This window comes from Paenibacillus sp. FSL M7-0896 (assembly GCF_037975415.1).
GTDB lineage: Bacteria > Bacillota > Bacilli > Paenibacillales > Paenibacillaceae > Paenibacillus_AQ > Paenibacillus_AQ silagei.
In genome coordinates this window covers 482,283-499,738 of the sequence record NZ_CP150250.1, presented here as the reverse complement: position 1 = coordinate 499,738, position 17,456 = coordinate 482,283, and the positions used below count along the sequence as shown (strand labels likewise).

At 50.6% G+C, this 17,456-nt stretch carries 16 protein-coding genes; 5 read left to right on the top strand and 11 right to left on the bottom strand.

Annotation, left to right across the window (positions count from 1 at the left end):
• Nucleotides 1-131 precede the first annotated feature (131 nt).
• From MKY12_RS02125 to MKY12_RS02115, 3 genes are all read right to left on the bottom strand, one after another.
• Nucleotides 132-908: a hypothetical protein gene (locus tag MKY12_RS02125; RefSeq protein ID WP_339312726.1), complete on the bottom strand. Its 777-nt coding sequence runs from the start codon at nucleotides 906-908 to the stop codon at nucleotides 132-134.
• Between the two features lie 30 nt (nucleotides 909-938).
• Nucleotides 939-1,748 (bottom strand): trypsin-like serine protease, encoded by an 810-nt coding sequence (locus MKY12_RS02120; protein WP_339312725.1) that lies wholly within the window; start codon nucleotides 1,746-1,748, stop codon nucleotides 939-941.
• Nucleotides 1,749-2,460: 712 nt separating this feature from the next.
• Nucleotides 2,461-3,078, bottom strand: a complete 618-nt coding sequence (locus MKY12_RS02115; protein WP_339312723.1) for a type 1 glutamine amidotransferase family protein — start codon at nucleotides 3,076-3,078, stop codon at nucleotides 2,461-2,463.
• Nucleotides 3,079-3,283: 205 nt separating this feature from the next.
• On the opposite strand from MKY12_RS02115, the gene MKY12_RS02110 reads away from it, so the two are divergent.
• Nucleotides 3,284-4,024, top strand: coding sequence for a methyltransferase domain-containing protein (locus MKY12_RS02110; RefSeq protein WP_339312722.1), 741 nt, complete (start codon nucleotides 3,284-3,286; stop codon nucleotides 4,022-4,024).
• A gap of 3 nt (nucleotides 4,025-4,027) precedes the next feature.
• Here MKY12_RS02110 and MKY12_RS02105 read toward each other — a convergent pair whose 3' ends face one another.
• Nucleotides 4,028-4,516, bottom strand: coding sequence for a hypothetical protein (locus MKY12_RS02105; RefSeq protein ID WP_339312720.1), 489 nt, complete (start codon nucleotides 4,514-4,516; stop codon nucleotides 4,028-4,030).
• Nucleotides 4,517-4,803: 287 nt separating this feature from the next.
• On the opposite strand from MKY12_RS02105, the gene MKY12_RS02100 reads away from it, so the two are divergent.
• Together MKY12_RS02100 and MKY12_RS02095 are read left to right on the top strand one after the other, a co-directional pair.
• Nucleotides 4,804-6,009 carry an MFS transporter gene (locus MKY12_RS02100; RefSeq protein ID WP_339312718.1) on the top strand — a complete coding sequence of 402 codons (1,206 nt, stop codon included), beginning with the start codon at nucleotides 4,804-4,806 and terminating at the stop codon, nucleotides 6,007-6,009.
• 139 nt (nucleotides 6,010-6,148) lie between these two features.
• Nucleotides 6,149-7,102: a phosphotransferase gene (locus tag MKY12_RS02095; protein ID WP_339312716.1), complete on the top strand. Its 954-nt coding sequence runs from the start codon at nucleotides 6,149-6,151 to the stop codon at nucleotides 7,100-7,102.
• A gap of 91 nt (nucleotides 7,103-7,193) precedes the next feature.
• Here the strand turns inward: MKY12_RS02095 and MKY12_RS02090 are convergent, their stop codons facing one another.
• Entirely contained in the window at nucleotides 7,194-8,213 is a 1,020-nt protein-coding gene (locus tag MKY12_RS02090) for a carbohydrate-binding protein (RefSeq protein WP_339312714.1), read from the bottom strand.
• Nucleotides 8,214-8,597: 384 nt separating this feature from the next.
• On the opposite strand from MKY12_RS02090, the gene MKY12_RS02085 reads away from it, so the two are divergent.
• Together MKY12_RS02085 and MKY12_RS02080 are read left to right on the top strand one after the other, a co-directional pair.
• Nucleotides 8,598-10,754 carry an ATP-binding protein gene (locus MKY12_RS02085; RefSeq protein ID WP_339312712.1) on the top strand — a complete coding sequence of 719 codons (2,157 nt, stop codon included), beginning with the start codon at nucleotides 8,598-8,600 and terminating at the stop codon, nucleotides 10,752-10,754.
• 7 nt (nucleotides 10,755-10,761) lie between these two features.
• Nucleotides 10,762-11,451: a response regulator transcription factor gene (locus MKY12_RS02080; RefSeq protein ID WP_036730832.1), complete on the top strand. Its 690-nt coding sequence runs from the start codon at nucleotides 10,762-10,764 to the stop codon at nucleotides 11,449-11,451.
• Between the two features lie 136 nt (nucleotides 11,452-11,587).
• Here the strand turns inward: MKY12_RS02080 and MKY12_RS02075 are convergent, their stop codons facing one another.
• The 6 genes from MKY12_RS02075 to MKY12_RS02050 all read right to left on the bottom strand — a co-directional run bounded on the left by MKY12_RS02075 (nucleotide 11,588) and on the right by MKY12_RS02050 (nucleotide 17,220).
• Nucleotides 11,588-12,157, bottom strand: a complete 570-nt coding sequence (locus MKY12_RS02075) for a hypothetical protein (RefSeq protein WP_339312710.1) — start codon at nucleotides 12,155-12,157, stop codon at nucleotides 11,588-11,590.
• 213 nt (nucleotides 12,158-12,370) lie between these two features.
• Nucleotides 12,371-13,597 (bottom strand): RtcB family protein, encoded by a 1,227-nt coding sequence (locus MKY12_RS02070; protein WP_339312709.1) that lies wholly within the window; start codon nucleotides 13,595-13,597, stop codon nucleotides 12,371-12,373.
• Between the two features lie 280 nt (nucleotides 13,598-13,877).
• Nucleotides 13,878-14,585, bottom strand: coding sequence for a M24 family metallopeptidase (locus MKY12_RS02065; protein ID WP_339314746.1), 708 nt, complete (start codon nucleotides 14,583-14,585; stop codon nucleotides 13,878-13,880).
• Between the two features lie 163 nt (nucleotides 14,586-14,748).
• Nucleotides 14,749-15,417: a hypothetical protein gene (locus MKY12_RS02060; RefSeq protein ID WP_339312708.1), complete on the bottom strand. Its 669-nt coding sequence runs from the start codon at nucleotides 15,415-15,417 to the stop codon at nucleotides 14,749-14,751.
• 82 nt (nucleotides 15,418-15,499) lie between these two features.
• Nucleotides 15,500-16,219 (bottom strand): SDR family NAD(P)-dependent oxidoreductase, encoded by a 720-nt coding sequence (locus MKY12_RS02055; RefSeq protein WP_339312707.1) that lies wholly within the window; start codon nucleotides 16,217-16,219, stop codon nucleotides 15,500-15,502.
• A complete protein-coding gene (locus tag MKY12_RS02050) occupies nucleotides 16,216-17,220 on the bottom strand; it encodes a tRNA-dihydrouridine synthase (protein WP_339312706.1) in 1,005 nt (334 codons plus the stop codon). Before MKY12_RS02050 ends, MKY12_RS02055 begins: the two co-directional genes overlap by 4 nt.
• Between the last annotated feature and the right edge of the window lie 236 nt (nucleotides 17,221-17,456).

Genomic DNA, 17,456 nt, shown 5'->3' with positions numbered 1-17,456 from the left:
TAATTCCATTTTTAATTAATTATACCCTTTTTCCTGGTGATTCGGGCTCGTGAATAATAGGCTGGCGCAGAAAAAAAGAACGCCACGGCGTTCTCTTAATCATTCAGTATCACGTAGCTTCTAATGTCTCTCTATCTTCGTTTTCGGGCAAACCATGAACTTGGACTTAACAGGACAATGGTGATCACCACCACCGCCCCAAGCAGCATGATGTTCCAGCGGTCAAAGGTCCGGTAGAACAAATCCGGCGAGAGGTACGCTCCATTCTGATACAGTACGTCGTCAATATACCGTGCAAAGGTATGCTTCCCCTGGTCCAGGGTCCAATGTTGCTGACGTACAGCAGCACGAAATGGCTTGTTTGCTCTAATCGCTGAATCCAATACAGCCTCTAAGCTGTCCATTTGCACATAGTAATACTTCTCGCTCAATGCAGGATTTGCATCCTCTGCCGTCTTAAACGGCCGAACATAACGCCAACCCTTCTCATAGGTAGGATAGCTGGTATACCCATACCCTAACTCATAGAATGAAGATCCCTGGGATTTTGACGGAATGGCCTCAATGATTGTTCCCTTGGGAATTTCTAAGGCAACCGCCGTTGCCCCGCCTGAAATCTCAGTATAATACTGCAGAGACACAGGCGCTTCTATACGATGCGTTAATGAATATTCAGGCTCTCCAGATATGCCGGGAAAATAGGAGCTATACACGCTCAGATCCATTTGCTCCAGCGGAATGCCTTTTTCATAGGGGCTGGCCGTTGCCGCAGCTGAGAAGTCTTTGCGTAACTGGTGATTGTGAACCCACGCAGACCCTGTCCGGTAGACAACAACGCAAATGAGGATAATGACCGTCAACACGGCGCACCACCACAGGAATGGTCTAGAGACTGAGGGAACAGACATGTCATTATCCTCCTTATGGGTACAGTTGAACTAATTCACCTTGACGGTGAAGCCGGCATGCTCCGCATAATAAATCGGGGTGGAATACATAATCTTAGCAGGCCCGCTCGTCGGATTGCTTCTGGCCGTTACAATGCCATGCAGCTTGTTCGCACTTCCATCCTTCATATACACCGGTCCGCCGCTGTCTCCCCCGGCAACAGCATCGGTACCGGATGAGTTCTGCATCAGAGACTGATACAGGCCATTCACATAATAGGTATTAAACAGGCCATCGGAGTAGATCACATTTATGCTCGCTTGTGTTACAGTACCCCAAGAATATCCGGTCGTTGCTCCGTATTTATAGATTGTGGTTCCCACAGGGACCGACGAATAGGTGCCGGTAATGGATACACTGCCATACACTTTGTTCGTCGCCGTATCGCTTCCGGTTAACTTCACCATCGCAAAATCGCCCAGTGAATCTACGCCAGTCGCACCGTTTGTTCTATTCGCACGCTGATAACTTACCTGTCCTGTCCGTGTTCCCGAATACTGAATATAAGGATATCTTGTAGATAAGAAGCCTACCTTCTCATTGCTGTGTCCAGCCGTCAGAATGGCACTACTGCCGCCATAGGTACCGCCAATGCCGACACTTAACCCGGCACCGTTATCTTCATTGGTAATTCGATCCCCGCCCCATAATTGGGCCGTACTCGTATTAGGCGTTCCTGGCTCGATCCGGACAGGCAAGCTCTCCGTTGTCTTCTGGAGGGTCTGGGGCTGCTCGTTCATAAGCTTATTGTAATCCTCTTCGATCACTGAAACGTAGAACTGGTTAGCCTTTCGGTCCACACCGTAGCTACCAATGCTATAATTCTGCTCCTCCAGCTGTGTAACGACTTGATCTAGACTATTCAAATAATTGAGTGAATATGAAGCGCTTTCAAATATAACATGCTCACTATCTTGTGCACGTTTCATATAATCCTCTTTCAATTCTTCAGAAGGATCTACTAACATAATAACCAGTTTGTCGCCGCTGACATATTCTCCTGCATAATTATCAGGATAAATGGGGGTGCCTAGCTCATCTTTATTGAAACTGTTCCAGAGATTCTGATAGGCTTGAAGGGCTGGTTCTTGCAATTCCATCGCTTGTATAATGGCCTTCGGTACAGTATGTGTTAAGTCTGCATTTCGGTCAGGATTAGAAGCAGCTACACTCAGCGGAATCATTAGAAATACGAGCATGAGGCATAAAAAATAACGAATGTTCTTTTTCAACAAACTCATCCTCTCTTAATAAGTATCCAGCAGGTCTCACTCTAAAGCTCCTGTACGTCATCTTTGTCTACAAGTAAAGTCCATAATTCCTCCCTTCGATATAGAAATAGCGTTAATAGTCGAAATGACTCATGCTGTCTATCAATATAAGACGCATAACTCGACTAAATGTAACACTTTTTTTGAATAATTTAACTTTTTATACATTAGTATCTTTGGAATCCCTCAGACCAACAGAAATACCCTCTCCGATAAGAGAGGGTAACCTTATTAACTGCTCTTATCCCATCAACGCATAGAAATACTGCGCTTCCTGTGTCTTATACAGACCATACCAGGCATCTAATTTCTCTGGTGCAAATACATCCAGGGCTTTCAATACATGCATGGTGAATTCCAGCGGGGCGATGCCGGTTGCTGTGATCAGCTTGCTGTCCGTTACAGCAGGCTGGTTCTGGTAGAACTCTTCGCCGGTGTACGTGGGACAGATCATTTTGAGGTACTCCAGGTCATTGCTTGTATGCGGGCGTGCATTCAGCAGTCCGGCCTGGGCCAGTCCCATGGTGGCTCCGCAGATGGCTGCCACTAATATATCCTCCTGTATACATCTCTCAGCGAGCCCAAGGATCGGCTTGTGGATAGCTTCGGTCCATGTCTCACCGCCGGGTAGGATCAAGGCATCTCCGCTTACCAAGCTGCACTCATCTACCGTGATGTCAGGCATGATTTTCAGTCCGCCCATGGTAGTAATCAGTGTCTTCTCATTGGCTACGGTAACTATTGTAGATGGAGCTTGTCCCTCCTTGTAACACCTGCCCGAGTTCAGTTCAGCCGTTAGATACCCTATCTCCCAGTCTGCCATGGTGTCTAACACATATAGATATACTGTATGTTTCATGTGTAGCTCCTCTCTCTATGACTATCTCTATAATAAAACAACTTCACTGACAACCGCTGTCAGTGAAGCTATGTAAGCTGAACATATTTCCTTTCCCTCCTATCAATAAAAAACGAATATAATCAACAGTTCCATTCCCGCCTATGAACAGCTATGCTATCTTACCTTTATGCATTTATATTGTATTGCCAAGGAGGAACTAGCATTGACTGCGCATAAGAATCTGGAAGAGTACCGTGACCCGGTCAACTATGATCTGGAGTTCGGCGGGGAGACACGAAAATATCAGTTCTATTTGGAATGGGCTCAAGCGGCTGCCGGCGAGGTCTTGGAGCTGGCTTGCGGAACCGGATTGACGACTCTGCCGCTGGCTCAGGCGGGAATCGCAATGACTGGCGTTGATATTGCTTCCTCTATGCTGGCTTATGCGCGGGTGAAGGCCGGGAACTTGCCTGTAGAGTTTATCGAAGCTGATGCGCGAACCTTTCGCTCTGATAAGAAGTTCGCCATGATCTATTTAACGGGGAATGCGTTTCAGGCTTTTTTGAGTGATGAGGATCAGGCCGCCTTGCTCCGTAACGTCTACCATCATCTGGAGCCCGGAGGACGTCTGATCTTCGAGATGCGTAATCCCGCAGGAACTGACCTGTCCGATGAAGGGGAGACGGCTTGGGGGCAATTCATCGATTCAGACGGCAACGTAGTCAAGGTATCGGGCACACAGACCTACGATGCGGAACGTTCCATCATGCACTGGGTAACTTTTCGCGATTTGGGCTATAAGCGGACACAGTCCCGGATCGACTGCCGGTTTACAACCTACGCAGCGCTGACGGAGTTATTGACCCGTTACGGATTTCGTATCGAGCATCAGTATGCGGACTGGGATCGTACACCGTTCACCCCCTCCTCCCCTCTTCTTATCAGCGTATGTAAGAAATCGTAAGCTTCAATCTGTTCTTTTTGCCATAATTAAGCTGACGATCTGCTTCATTTCCTCTTGGTTCAGGACAGAATACCAGCGGGTGGTTGTGTTATCCTTGCTAACTTTCAGCAGAAGCAGCTCCTTCTTATCTTCGGAGACATCCAGCATCACTCTTATGCTGCCCTGGACGTCTAAAAATATGGAGTCGAAGGGATCGGCTCCTTTTTGGTCACTTTTTGTCTTTTCCTTCACTTGCAGGTTGGAGAGTCGGGTTATGAGATCGCTAAGATGGTCGTCGCCGGTAATTCTAAATTCGCTCTCTGCGTCATTTCCAGGAATGAAGGTCAATGTAGTGATCTTCTTATTAGGTAAGGCGGGTGCGACCTGCCCTATTGTTGTTGTTACAGGAATGAGCCAAATCCGAATGGTGGTACCATAATTTTGGATCAACAGGACCATAGGAAGAGCGGCAACTAGAATTCTCAGTATTAAAAAACCCTTTCCTTTACGCATAAAAGGTTAACCCTCCTTGTTCCTCATTCCTCTTGATATCATCCTAACATTCATCCCCAAGTATATCATATGCTGGTTATCCCCTCCCCTTCGCGCACCAAAGACGCCGCAGGCGAATCTGGGCGTCTCGTGTTCCTTCTATTTAGTTCTGCCCTCTTTTCTAGGGAACTTCCATGTTCCTATAGCACCCGCATCTTCCTATAAGACTTAAAAGTGCGTACTTCTACATTTCTTATTTACTGTTTACACTAACATCAGCCATTGATTAACGAGGGGGAATGATTAATTTGGGACAAAACTGGAAAATCTTCATACTTGCTGTGGTCTGCTTTATTGTCGGGACATCCGAATACATGATCACGGGCATTTTAGATAAAGTCGCCGCAGATACCGGAGTGACATTATCTCAGGCTGGACAGTTAATGACCGTCTACGCACTAGCCTACGCCATAGGTACCCCGGTCCTAATGGGGGTCACGGCCCGGTTTGACCGTCGAAGGTTGTTGTTGTACTCGCTTGGCTTAATTATCGTGAGTAATGCGCTAATCATGATTTTTCCGGGTTATGGATTTATGCTGCTTGCACGGATCATCATGGCGCTCGGAACTGGCGTATTTGTCGTGACATCGCTTGCCTTAGCCGCTAAGTTAGCTCCTTCGAACAAGAAGGGGAGTGCGATTGCAACGGTGTTAATGGGTGTCACCGCTTCACTTATTTTGGGCGTGCCCATTGGCCGGGTGATTGCCGCCGCGTACGATTGGAGGCTGATTTTCGGCGGTATTAGCCTTCTTGCTATGGTCAGTCTACCCGTCCTGGCAAGCGCAATACCACGGATGGAAGGTGATGAGCCGATCTCCTTTGCCAAACAACTGGCTATGGTGAAGAGACCGCGAATCGCACTCTCTCTCGCCATTAACTTTTTTATGACGATGGGTTATGGCATTGCCTTCACGTATTTGTCGCCTTATCTGCTGGAAGTTGCCGGAATGAGCGATCGATGGGTAAGCGGAGCCCTGTTCGCATACGGCATCGCCAGTCTGATCGGGTCAAAGGTAGGGGGAAGCGGCACCGATCGATGGGGAGTAGCCCGAACTTTAACTGGGGCAACGTTGTTAAATATGGTGATGCTGATATTGTTATCGGTAGTCTCTGGCACTTCCATATTCCTTGTTTTCTCAGTGCTGGTGCTGTGGTCGCTCTTCTCCTGGGCAGCTTCTCCAAGCCAGCAATATGATCTTCTTACCTTGTCTCCCAAGACATCTGGTGTCATGCTTGCCCTCAACACATCTGTGCTGCAGCTGGCGATAGCGGCGGGGGCTGGACTCGGAGGCATTGTCATTAACTATTTATCGCTGCAAGCCATTACGTGGGTCGCTGCTGCCTCCGTTGCTGTAGCGGCTATGATTTCTGCTGCGTTGTTCGGCAGGATAAGCTATCGGTCGCGCCAAGAGAGTCAAAGTGCAGAAATACTAACATCTACAGCTCCGGAATAAGCTCCGGCTCCCCCTATCAATAAAAAACGAATATAGTCAACGGTTCCATTCCCGCCTATGAACCGCTATGATATCGTACCTATTATACTTTGATAAATAAGGGAGCGAGCTGCGATTGGATGCACACTTAAATACCGCAATGAAAGCACTGGAGCACTACCCTATAAGCTGCAAGTCGGTTGATTTCATTGCACAGAGCGGCAATACGATCTACAAAGTCACTGATCTGGACAACAATAGTTACAGCCTCCGGCTGCATATCTCCAAAGGTGACGCCCTTGAGCAAATCTGGAGTAAGCGGGAGGTGCTTCAATCCGAGATGGTCTGGCTGGAAGCGTTAACCTTGGATACCGATGTGACCCTGCCTTCACCTTGTAAGAATATTCGCGGAGAATTCATTACGGACGTGAACCATACCCACTGCACTTTATTACGATGGGTGGAGGGTGAACAGAAGCCTTTCATTCCTACTATAGAAGATGCCGGGGCCATAGGTGAATTGATCGGCAAGTTACATAAGCAAGCCTCGAACTGGAGCATGCCCGCTGCCTTTGAACGCCCGGCCTTTGATGGCTCCCGGATCAAGCAGGCCCTTAATATGATTAAGGAACGTGCTAATGCCGGACTGCTTGATGCAGGAGAAACGGAGCTTCTGCTGCATGCAGGCGAGCGGGTCATTCACATGATGGACTCTATGGAGCGGACAACCAGCAATTGGGGCATGATTCATGCCGATCTGATTCCAAGTAATTTGGTGTTTGATGGAGAAGAAGTACGGCCCATTGATTTTGGTGCTTGCGGGTTCGGTTATTACTTAGTGGATTTGGGCTGGACGTTCTCTTACATCCATCCTTCATTCAGAGAACAGCTGCTTCAGTCTTATTCCAAGCACCATCCGTTGCCGGATAACTATATTAAAAGGTTAGAGGGCTTCTTCATTGCAGCACAGCTGGAGACGATGAATTTCTGGCTGGGCCTGCCGGACTGGCAGGAATGGCTGCCCGGGCATATCGGTAAATTAGCCAGTAGAGAGATTACGGCCTACTTAAACAATGAATCGTTTCTCTTCAGCGGCGTGCCGTATTGGGAATGACCTTCACCTGGGCTTGGCACAAGCGCAAAAATAAAGACGCTGCGGGATTCCCGAGCGTCTTTTTGTTTCTTTTATGGAAGGAAGTACTTCCTCAGTTCTGCCCCCCATACCCCTTATACGTAGCATATACGGCATTCGCATACTGATCCGCCAGGATCGGGCGGCCGTAGGAATCGGTGGCTCCTGGATACCAGTTGTCGCCCCCGTTGTAATGTAAGAGTCCGTTGTAGATGTTGCCGAATCTTGCGATCTTCTCATCAAGAATCAGTCCGCCTAAGGCTACCTGATCCTGTTCGCTGCTGTGATTATACGTGCGGCCGAATTTGGCGCTGAATTGGGAGGCATACGCGGCCCGTGTATTCGGCTCGACCTGCATCAAGCCGTCACCGGCGGACGGGCTGCCCGGCAGGCCTGCTCCGAAGCTGCTTTCCTTCTTGATCACCGCGCTCAGCAGTAGTGCGAAATCTCCGCCTTTGCCGAATTTATTGTCCACATTCATGGCATAGGTCCAGATCTGGCTGGGCACCTCGGAGGGGCGGGTGACGCCGGACGCTGGCGGTGAACCGGTGTAGATTTTGACCGAAGACATCTTGTCATTCACACTCTCGCCGACCCAGGAGGAGCTTGATGTATAGGTCCACTTCGTGCCGCCGAAATTATCGTCCGCATACACTTCAACCGTCCAGCCATTCGGTACCTTGAGCGAGGACATCCAGTCATTCGGAATGCCCGCATTGTTCAACTGGGACAGCACATAATTGCCCGCTCCCAGGGTGACGGCCTTGCCGCCATAGTCCCTGTCTGCATAGAAGATGGCTCCGTTCGTGGCCGGTGGCGTTGTGGGCGTTGGTGTGGGTGTTGTGGTGCTGCCGCTTTTCCATAATGCAGGAACATTCGGCGGCTCCCAGCCGGTCAGGGACGTATGCGCCTGCAGACAGGTATATGTACCTCCTCCATACGTTACGGTGTCATTCACCGCATAGGCCGTGTTCGGCGACCACGCTCCTCTCGCGGCTGCCTCTGCATTCGGTAAGGCGGTGAAGAACACAGAGAGCAGTAATACGAACGCGGACATTAGGGATACAGCTCTGACTGATACTTTCTTATACAATAGCCAAGCCTCCTTAGATCGTTTCCCATAGAATAACCCCACAAAGTGATGCTATGGCTTCGATGCTTACTCAGGTACTTTGCGTGGGCCCCAAAACATAACAATAAAAAGGACCCTCCATGGGCCATTCATCAGGGTAGTATATTTTATTACCGAATTTCTAATTCATTCCAACATTGTTGTAGTTTTTGAATCACCTCGAGAAACTTACAATTTTCGACATTCCTATCTCCTTATCTAGCATTCTACACAGGAATTTAGCCTCTTAATGTAAGAAAAGAAAACTTTACATATTGCAATTTCACACAATTTTCGGCAATGATGCTATCATTAAGGCAATGAGCTTAAGAATGACGAATCTTGTAGATTGGGGTCGGCTTCATCATGAGGGGTATACTAAGGTCCGGTTCTCGTAATATCTGGTTACATATCGCTGTGGTCGTGGTTATCGGGCTGATCGCAAGCTATGCCATCCTGTCTGCAACGCCGGGTGCCCCCAAGCCTCGAAGCAAGGAAGGCCTTCTGGATCTAACGCATACCTCTATCCGTATGAATCCGCTGAAGTTACAGGGAGAATGGGCCTTCTATTGGCACGAGCTGCTCTCACCCGGAGACATACGAAGCCGGATGGCAGGCGGGGAACCGGATGGCCGGGAACGGTATATCAACATCCCCGGCTCCTGGCTCGGCTACCCGCTGGACGGTCAAGTGTTGAAGGGCGAAGGCTATGCCACCTTCCGGCTGGTGATCCGGCTTAGTGAGCAGGATAGTCAGGAGCGGCTGGCTCTGCGGCTGCCTACTATTTTTCATGCCTATAAATTGTGGGTGAATGGAGAACTGCTATCTGAGGTCGGTGTGGTGGATCAGGACAAGGAGGGCATGACGCCGAGCTTGGCTACGAGACTGGTGTTCTTCCAGCCTGAAGGCGACACGGTGGAGCTGGTGATGCAGGTCGCGAACTTCCATCATAAGCGGGGCGGCATCACCAAGGACATCGAGCTGGGCGGCAGTAATGCGTTAACGGTGCGGACCCATCTGAGGATTGCTGCGGATATGTTCATCACCGCCAGTCTGCTGGTGATCGGCGTGTATCATCTGCTGCTGTTCATGCTGCGGCGTAAAGACCGGGCACCGCTATACTTCGGTCTGTTCACTGTGATGTTCTCTATCCGCTCCCTGTTGAACGGCGAGCTTATGTTTACCCAGTGGCTGCCTCATTTTCCGTGGGAGTTGCAGTTCAAGCTGGAGTATCTGATCCTCTGCCTTGGCGGGTGGATGATCACGATGTATTTTGAGTGCATTTTCCCGGATTACGTGTCGCGTTGGTTCCGCTATGGCTCCCGGATCGTCACCGGCGCACTCTGTCTAGTGGTTGTGGTGACCCCTGCTCTCGTCTATTCCCGGATGCTGGTGCTGATCGGCGTGGTAGTGGTTATCCATATGGTGTATCTGATGGCGGGGCTGGCTCATGCGGCGGTGCGGCGGATGGAGGGAGCGCTGATCTTCCTGCTGGTGTCGGTGGTGGCTCTGGCTACGGTGATCAACGATTTCCTGTATTACAACGAATGGTCGCCCATCGAAAATACCTCGCCGTTCGGGCTGCTCATCTTCACGGTCGCCCAGATGCTGCTGCTCTCTTCAAGATTCACAAGGGCAGCAACGAATGAAGAACGGATTGCGCGGGAGCTGCAGGAAGCCAATCTCAAGCTCACCGGGATGAATGCCAATCTGGAGCAGATCGTACTGGAGCGCACCCATGCCTTATCCGCAGCCCACGAGGATCTCCGCCTATCGTATGAACGGTTGCTGCACTCCGAGGAAGGCAGGAAGAAGCTGCTGGCCTACATTACGCATGATCTGCGCATGCCGCTGTCCAGTATGCTGGGTTATGTCGAGGCAGTGATGGACATGGTCAAGCCGGAGAGCAATGAACAGTATCTGCAGTATATCCGCGATAACACGATAAGGATCAACCGTATGATCGGGGAGCTGAGCTTCTTGTCCCATCTGGAGACAGGGCAAGTGGAGTACCGGATGGCGCCTGTTCAGGTGACTCCGTTCCTGCGCGGCTTCTATGAACAATATGAGCTGGTGGTGCGGGATGCGGGACTGGATTTCGATCTGGACATCGGGGATACAGCAGACCTGGGCGCCGGCCTGCCTGTTGCCCGGATTGATTCGCAACGCTTAGAGCAAGCACTATTCAATCTGGTGTCAAATGCGATGAAGTTCACTCCTGACGGCGGGTTGGTGCGTCTTGCCTTAGCTGTGGACGAGGTGAACGGTACGCGGTGTGTGGTCATCAGCGTACAAGACTCCGGCATGGGTATTCCTCCAGAGCAGCTGGAGCAGATCTTCGACCGCAATTACCGGGTGGACCGGCCGGGGCTGGACATGGGCGTAGAAGGTAGCGGGCTGGGGCTGGCGATATGCAGGGAAATTGTACAAGCGCATGGCGGGAGTGTCCGGGCGGAGAGCGACGGGAAGACGGGGTCGATTTTCCAGGTCATATTGCCATTGATTCAGGAAGCAGGAGAGTGACAATAGAATGGACACATACCGAATTATGATCGTCGACGACGATCCCCATATCTGTGAGATTGTTCAGCTATACTGCCAGCGGGAAGGCTTCGAGTCCTCGTATTGCCACAGCGGGGCCGATGCTATGGTGCAGCTTGGGTCATTTAACCCAGACCTGATTGTGCTGGATGTGCTGCTGGCGAATGAGAACGGCATTGACTGGTGCAAGAACGCACGCAATTACACGAATGCCCCGATTGTGTTCCTAAGCAGTCAGGAGGAGGATGAGGTGAAGATCAGCGCCTTATCGTATGGCGGGGATGATTATGTGACCAAGCCGTTCAGTCCGGGCGTACTCATGGCCAAGATCAAGGCTCACCTCCGCAGGGTATCCGCGGGCAGAAGGGAACAGCTGCTGGAGCTGCCGGGACTGACGCTGGATTTCTATGCACAGTCGGTCCATATGGGCAGCAGAACGATTTTTCTGTCGAAAAAAGAATTCAGCCTGCTCTCCTACATGGCACAGAACGTGAATCAAGTAGTCACTGTCGATACGCTGTTTCACCTTATCTGGGGGATGAAGAGTCTGGAGGATACGCGAACGGTGGCGGTCCACATCAGTAATCTGCGCAAAAAAATCGAGCAAGACCCTATCCATCCCGAGCGGATTATTACGGTCCGGGGGGCCGGATATATGCTGGTTGCCGGGAAACGCTGAGTACAAGCGGAAACGGATTTGCCGTCCTTTTAAAGGACGGTACTGTTTCAGCGAGAAATAGAAGGCTAATTTATAACGTACAACATATAAATTCTTATATTTTAACAAATCGCTCTAACCGCAGCGGCTGTAACAGTCATAATGCTCCGCGCCGCAGATCATAGAAATACTCCACCGCCGGATGCTTCCGCTGCATCTTCACGGACATCCCCTCGATCCGCTTCCGCCCGACTCTCCGGTCCATCAGAGCCAGAATATTCAAGATGATATCGCTGCTCTCCAGGCTCTCCTCGATAGGAGTAACCAGGAACTTATTCGCTACTACAATGAAATTCGATTTCGTCAGGGCAGCCTGGGCCAACATCAATGCTTTGGCGTGTTCGGTGGTTAAGCGGCTTCGGGCCATGATGATTAGGCGTTCCTCAGGGATGGGCCCCTTGGCCGTCAGTCTGACTGCTTCAATGTCTTCATGGGTGACGGAGATATGGAGCTCCGGGTCATTCTTGACCTCCAGCTCAGACGAATACCAGCGGATGGGGCTTGACTTGTCGGTCATGCTGAGAATGTTCTTCTTGTCCACCGTAATATAACAGGTGCCTGATTTATCCGGCGAATAGCGGTAAGCGGGCGCCCGGTACTCTACCCGTCCCTCTAAGGATGGACTGAGGAAGCCCTCCAGTTGTTGCTTCAGTTTGCTCCAGGACATGTAATCCCTCCCTATTGAAAATGGGAAAAGGCCTGTCGGCCTCTTCTTGAAGTTCTATGTTACCATACTTCCCGTCCTTGTTGCCCGCCTGTGGAGACTTCGTGATGGATATTATCTGGGGTGATACAAGATAGGATTTCATCCAGTGTAACCGACTTAGGGTTGATGATAAGCTGTCCATCTTCCTTATCATGACGCACATGAATCACCCCCTCAATCCTTATACGGATCGAACTCATCCGCGCCCGCCATACAAACGCCCACTGGCTTTAGCACATGCATAACCTCAACAGTCCCGGCGTGCGCGTCCAACACCTCTTGCAGCTTGCGGTAGACAAAAGGACTCTCGTCCGTCCCCGCGCCGCGTAGCACTACGCCGAACTGCCGGACCGCCTCCAGCATTTGCGCTGTCGTAATTTGACCGCCGCTGCGGGTACGGGTTTTATAGTTCATACGGCCCGCAGCCTGGGTCCGGCTCATGATTCGGCCCGCTCCATGAACGGTGCTGTAATAAGCATCCCGGTTCTCCTCGCTGTCCTTGCCCTGGACGATCACGGAGATGTCTCCCATGCTGCCCCCGATGAAGCCCATCTGTCCGGGTGCGGACGGAGTGGCCCCTTTGCGGACGACGATGACTTCCTTGCGGTCATGCGTCTCTTTCCAGGCATAGTTATGATGGTTGTGCACCGCGAGATCCGCTTCCGTGCCCAGAATCGCCAAGACCTGCTGGATGACATAGTCTCTTCCCGCATAAGCATAGCGCCCGGCCAGCTTCATCGCTCTGTAATACATATCGCCCAGCTCACTGTTCAGGTCGAGCAGAACGGGCGGCTGATCCATCTTTTCCCCGGGGGCATTCGCCAGAAAGTCTCTGCCTGCTGCCAGGTTAAGGAACCCGCTCGCTGTCTTATGCCCGAAGCCTCTGCTGCCGAAATGATTGGCAATCCATACCCGGCCCGTTGCCTCTTCTTCAAGTATATCTACGAAGTGGTTGCCGCTGCCGACCGTACCGAGCTGATTCTGCGCCAGGGCCTTCAGCTTATCATGTACTCCGCTGCCCACCGCCTTGAACACCGCCCAATCCGGGTCGTCGAACAGCTCGTGTTCCACACGCTCGTTATTAACCCGGCCTATGCCGAAGGAGATTCTGCGGGCAATCTCATCCATAATCCCTGAGAGCCGCGGCCGCAGCTCCTCTATCTTCAAGCCGGTCCGCACCGCCTTATTCCCGCATCCGATATCATACCCCACACCCGACGGGGAAATCTGTCCATCGTATACGACCACGCCGCCGATCGGCTGGCTGTAGCCTTTATGATGATCCGCCATCAGCAGGGTCTGCACCACATTTCCATTCTCCGCACACATCCGTGCCTGCATCAGGGCTCCTTCATCCGGCTTCCCCCACACGCGCACACCGTCAATATTCTGATAAGCCATATCTTTTCAACCTCCTATGTTCGGGATCACCCGACGCTTCTGTGTCTATATTCGCTTATATCGGGTCCCAGGTACATGGCGGAAGTATTACGATTGGGTAGATATAACAAAATAGAGGACAGGCTTGTTGGCTCCAGGATTATTGCCTGCCATTCATCCGGTCCTCAGTTCATTTACGCATTCGTATCACCCTTGCTCTCCCATACGCCAACATTATAGATGAATACGTCCAGGGTAACGCTGTTCAATGATTCTGGAATCCGTCCGGCAGCGTACGTTCTTATAAAATAAGTAATTCTCCATCACGGAAATAATAAATATTCTCCCGTTTAAAACCGTACAATCCATTTCTGTGCTTAATATGCGGCTCAAATGTAAATAGTGATCCTTCACTAAGCTTCATCTTATTCCCGGACTCAAAGTATTTTCTGTGATCTTTATCGAATTCGATGGTATGCCCCAAATTTCCGGAAAAATCAAGATTAATGTAACCAAGTTGTTGGATAACCTCATTCATATATAAGTAGACTTCTTCAAAAGTCATGCCCGGTCTTACAAAATCCATAAATTTGTTATGGAGCTCCTTTTCGGCGTTAATTCCATGTGAAAATTCTAGTGCAGATTCATTATTGGTATGTGCAAGTGCGTCTTCGGCAATTACTTTTCCATCAATCACTATTAGTGTTCGTGCATAGTCTCCCCAATAGGCGTTAATCTCTGGACTAAGATCTATGGTCACGATATCATTTCTGCGGACCAATGTATCCGAAGGCTTATACTCCTTACCCGACTCGGACCTAATTGTTCTCTTCCCAACGTGAACAAATGCCCCTACACCGTGATACCAAAAACTATGAATCCCCTTATCTCTCATAATCTCTTCGGCTCTATAGACGATTTCCTTTTCTGTGATGCCTTCTTTAATTATCCCCTGTAATTGACTTATAGTAGCTTTTGCGATCGATTGAATGTAAGTATACTGTGACATATGCTCCACTCTAAAACCTCTCTCCCCTTGACCGCACGGATCGCGGCTGCTGGCATTCTATTAAGTCTGATTCTCCGCAACCCTAAGGCAAGCCGTACGCCTGATGAAAGAGTGACGGCCCCAAAAAGCACCCAAAAAGAGTGCTTTCTTCGGGTTGGACTTATTAGGATGAATCTGAGGCTCCAGGCAACACGATCACTGTCGGATAACCGATATCCTTGCCGTCATGGGCTTGATAATTGAGACCCTTGATCCCGTCTTCTCTTAACTCTGCGGTCTGCCCGCTTCCATAAGTGAATTTATCTTGCTCTACTTTGGTAATAATCCATTCTCCGCTGCGTTTCTCCAAGGTATATTTCTTAGCAGTTGCGGTGAACGGCTGATCCTTCAATTCTTTATGTTCGAACGTGTATATGTTGGCTTGATTGGAGTTACTCCCTGCATACACATCCGATATGCGAACCGTTGCACTAAGCTTATCCATTTCCGCTCCACGAAGGATTTGAAGCATACGCTCTTTGAGTATGTCGTACTCCTCTTGCGGCATATTCGCCAGATCATCCCGGGTGTATGTTGCAGCATCATATCCGAATACAATCTCGCCGCTGATCGATGCCCAATATTCTTCACTTACCAGTTCATTTACAGCTTTATGATATTGTCTATATGATTTATGAAGGTTAAGGAGATTATACTCACTCTGTTCAACGATCCTCACCTGCTCCACCATCTGCCGCTTCTCGGAATCGCTTATTGAAGAACCAGAACTGCATGCTGCTAATAGGGATATACATAAGACCAGCAACCCGCACATTAAGCTTTTATAGCTCATGCTCCTCCCCCTTACCTGCCGTTTGTCTGAGCCACTGCGTAATGCCCCCGAAGCTCTTCTAACCGCGCAACATCCTTCATCCCTACGCATTCGAGTCCAGCATCGCTGGAATATTGATTTCCTTCACACAGGAAGCCTTGGACAGGTTCATGACGCATTGCACCAGGGATACGATATCCTGAAGCGGAATCTGCGCACCGTTATAGGCGGACAAGACGGGCTCCACCCCGGCCTCCAGCGGAATCTGGGTAGCAATCTCCCCGGGATTAATGATAGTCACACCGATGCCGTATTTCTTCACATGCTCCCTCACCGCATTGGCAATCCCGCGCAGACCGAACTTGGACGCGGTGAACGTTACCTGAGTGTAATCATTATGGTCAAGACCTGCCGTAGAACCAATCAAGAAGATTTTGGCGTTCTCTGACTTTATAAGATTGGGCAAAAGCTTCTGGATGCACGTAATCGCCGAAGTCACATTGATGTTAATAATGCTGGCAATCTCAGCCGGATCATCCTGCTCAAAATCATAGTCATCGCTGAACCCCTTGCTCTCCCATACGCCAACATTATAGATGAATACGTCCATGGTAACGCCGTTCAATGATTCTGCAATCCGGCCCGCAGCATCCGGCTTCGCCAAGTCAGCCTCAATCCAGGTCCGCTGAACCCCATCCTCCAGCTTCATGCTGTCCGGATACGTTCTGGAGACCACCCAGACCTGATCGCCCGCCACCGGCAGCGCCTTGACGAAGGCCTCTCCCAAGCCTTTACTTGCTCCGAAAATAATAAAGTTTCTCATACGCCCTCCCTCGAGTCCCCAAGCTCCTCCGCCCCGTCTTGCTCCTTGCCTGCGAATTCATCCAGCAGTGCACGCACCTCACGGGTGGACTTGGTGTTCATTAGATTATTTCTGAGTTCACTGGCGCCGCGGAAGCCGCGGACGTAGATTTTGAAGAAGCGGGGCAGCGGCTTGAAGGAACGGGATTCCAGCGCCGAATAGTGATCGTGCAGATCCAGGTGCAGCCTAAGCAGATCCAGAAGCTCCTTGCTGCTATGCTCCCTTGGCTCCTGTTCGAACGCATACGGATTATGAAAAATCCCGCGCCCGATCATAATCCCGTCTACCCCATACTCTGCGGCCAGCTTCAGGCCCGTCTCCCGGTCCGCTATGTCCCCGTTAATCGTCAGCAGGGTGTCCGGCGCGATCTCATCCCGCAGCTTTTTAATCTCAGGAATCAGCTCCCAGTGGGCCGGGACCTTGCTCATCTCCTCCCGCGTACGCAGATGGATGGACAGATTCACAATGTCCTGCTGCAAAATATGAGTCAACCAGCCCCGCCATTCGTCCACGCTGCTGAATCCGAGCCGGGTCTTGACGCTGACGGGCAGTCCTCCGGCCTTCGCCGCCTGTATGATCTCCGCTGCGGTCTCCGGACGGCAGATCAGGCCGCTGCCCTTCCCGTTCTCGGCTACATTCGCTACAGGACAACCCATGTTCAGATCGATTCCCTTGAAGCCCTCTTCAGCCATGCTGATGCTCATCTTCCGGAAATACTCCGGCTTGTCCCCCCAGATGTGCGCAACCATCGGCTGTTCATCCTCGGTGAAGGTTAATCGCCCCCGCACCGCCTGCTTCCCCTCCGGGTGAGCATAGCTCTCTGTATTGACGAACTCCGTAAAAAACACATCCGGCCGGCCGGCCGCACTCACCACATGACGAAACACCACATCCGTCACATCCTCCATCGGAGCCAGTATAAAAAAAGGGCGTGGCAATTCACGCCAGAAATTATTTATCATATGAAGTACCTCTCTATGCGTGCCAGGATAATCCTTATCCAGCCGTAATAAAGCTAAATTATATCATAACTCCGGGGGATTGGTAGCTGCCCAGCCAAGGGGCTTCTCCCCTCCCCAGACAATAAACCCCAGAGAATTCTCTGAGGCCTTGTGTGTCTCTATCGTTATTGAACCCTGCCTAACCCTGCGCTTCCACCCGCGTATTCTCTTCTTGTTCGGGAGTAGATTCGCCATAT

Excerpts from the sequence above, each read along its gene's own strand:
- MKY12_RS02095 (WP_339312716.1), top strand. The coding sequence starts at position 6,149 with ATGAAAGCACTGGAGCACTACCCTATAAGCTGCAAGTCGGTTGATTTC.
- MKY12_RS02050 (WP_339312706.1), bottom strand. The coding sequence starts at position 17,220 with ATGATAAATAATTTCTGGCGTGAATTGCCACGCCCTTTTTTTATACTG.
- MKY12_RS02085 (WP_339312712.1), top strand. The coding sequence starts at position 8,598 with ATGAGGGGTATACTAAGGTCCGGTTCTCGTAATATCTGGTTACATATC.
- MKY12_RS02070 (WP_339312709.1), bottom strand. The coding sequence starts at position 13,597 with ATGGCTTATCAGAATATTGACGGTGTGCGCGTGTGGGGGAAGCCGGAT.
- MKY12_RS02105 (WP_339312720.1), bottom strand. The coding sequence starts at position 4,516 with ATGCGTAAAGGAAAGGGTTTTTTAATACTGAGAATTCTAGTTGCCGCT.
- MKY12_RS02080 (WP_036730832.1), top strand. The coding sequence starts at position 10,762 with ATGGACACATACCGAATTATGATCGTCGACGACGATCCCCATATCTGT.
- MKY12_RS02065 (WP_339314746.1), bottom strand. The coding sequence starts at position 14,585 with ATGTCACAGTATACTTACATTCAATCGATCGCAAAAGCTACTATAAGT.
- MKY12_RS02060 (WP_339312708.1), bottom strand. The coding sequence starts at position 15,417 with ATGAGCTATAAAAGCTTAATGTGCGGGTTGCTGGTCTTATGTATATCC.
- MKY12_RS02075 (WP_339312710.1), bottom strand. The coding sequence starts at position 12,157 with ATGTCCTGGAGCAAACTGAAGCAACAACTGGAGGGCTTCCTCAGTCCA.
- MKY12_RS02115 (WP_339312723.1), bottom strand. The coding sequence starts at position 3,078 with ATGAAACATACAGTATATCTATATGTGTTAGACACCATGGCAGACTGG.
- MKY12_RS02055 (WP_339312707.1), bottom strand. The coding sequence starts at position 16,219 with ATGAGAAACTTTATTATTTTCGGAGCAAGTAAAGGCTTGGGAGAGGCC.
- MKY12_RS02125 (WP_339312726.1), bottom strand. The coding sequence starts at position 908 with ATGTCTGTTCCCTCAGTCTCTAGACCATTCCTGTGGTGGTGCGCCGTG.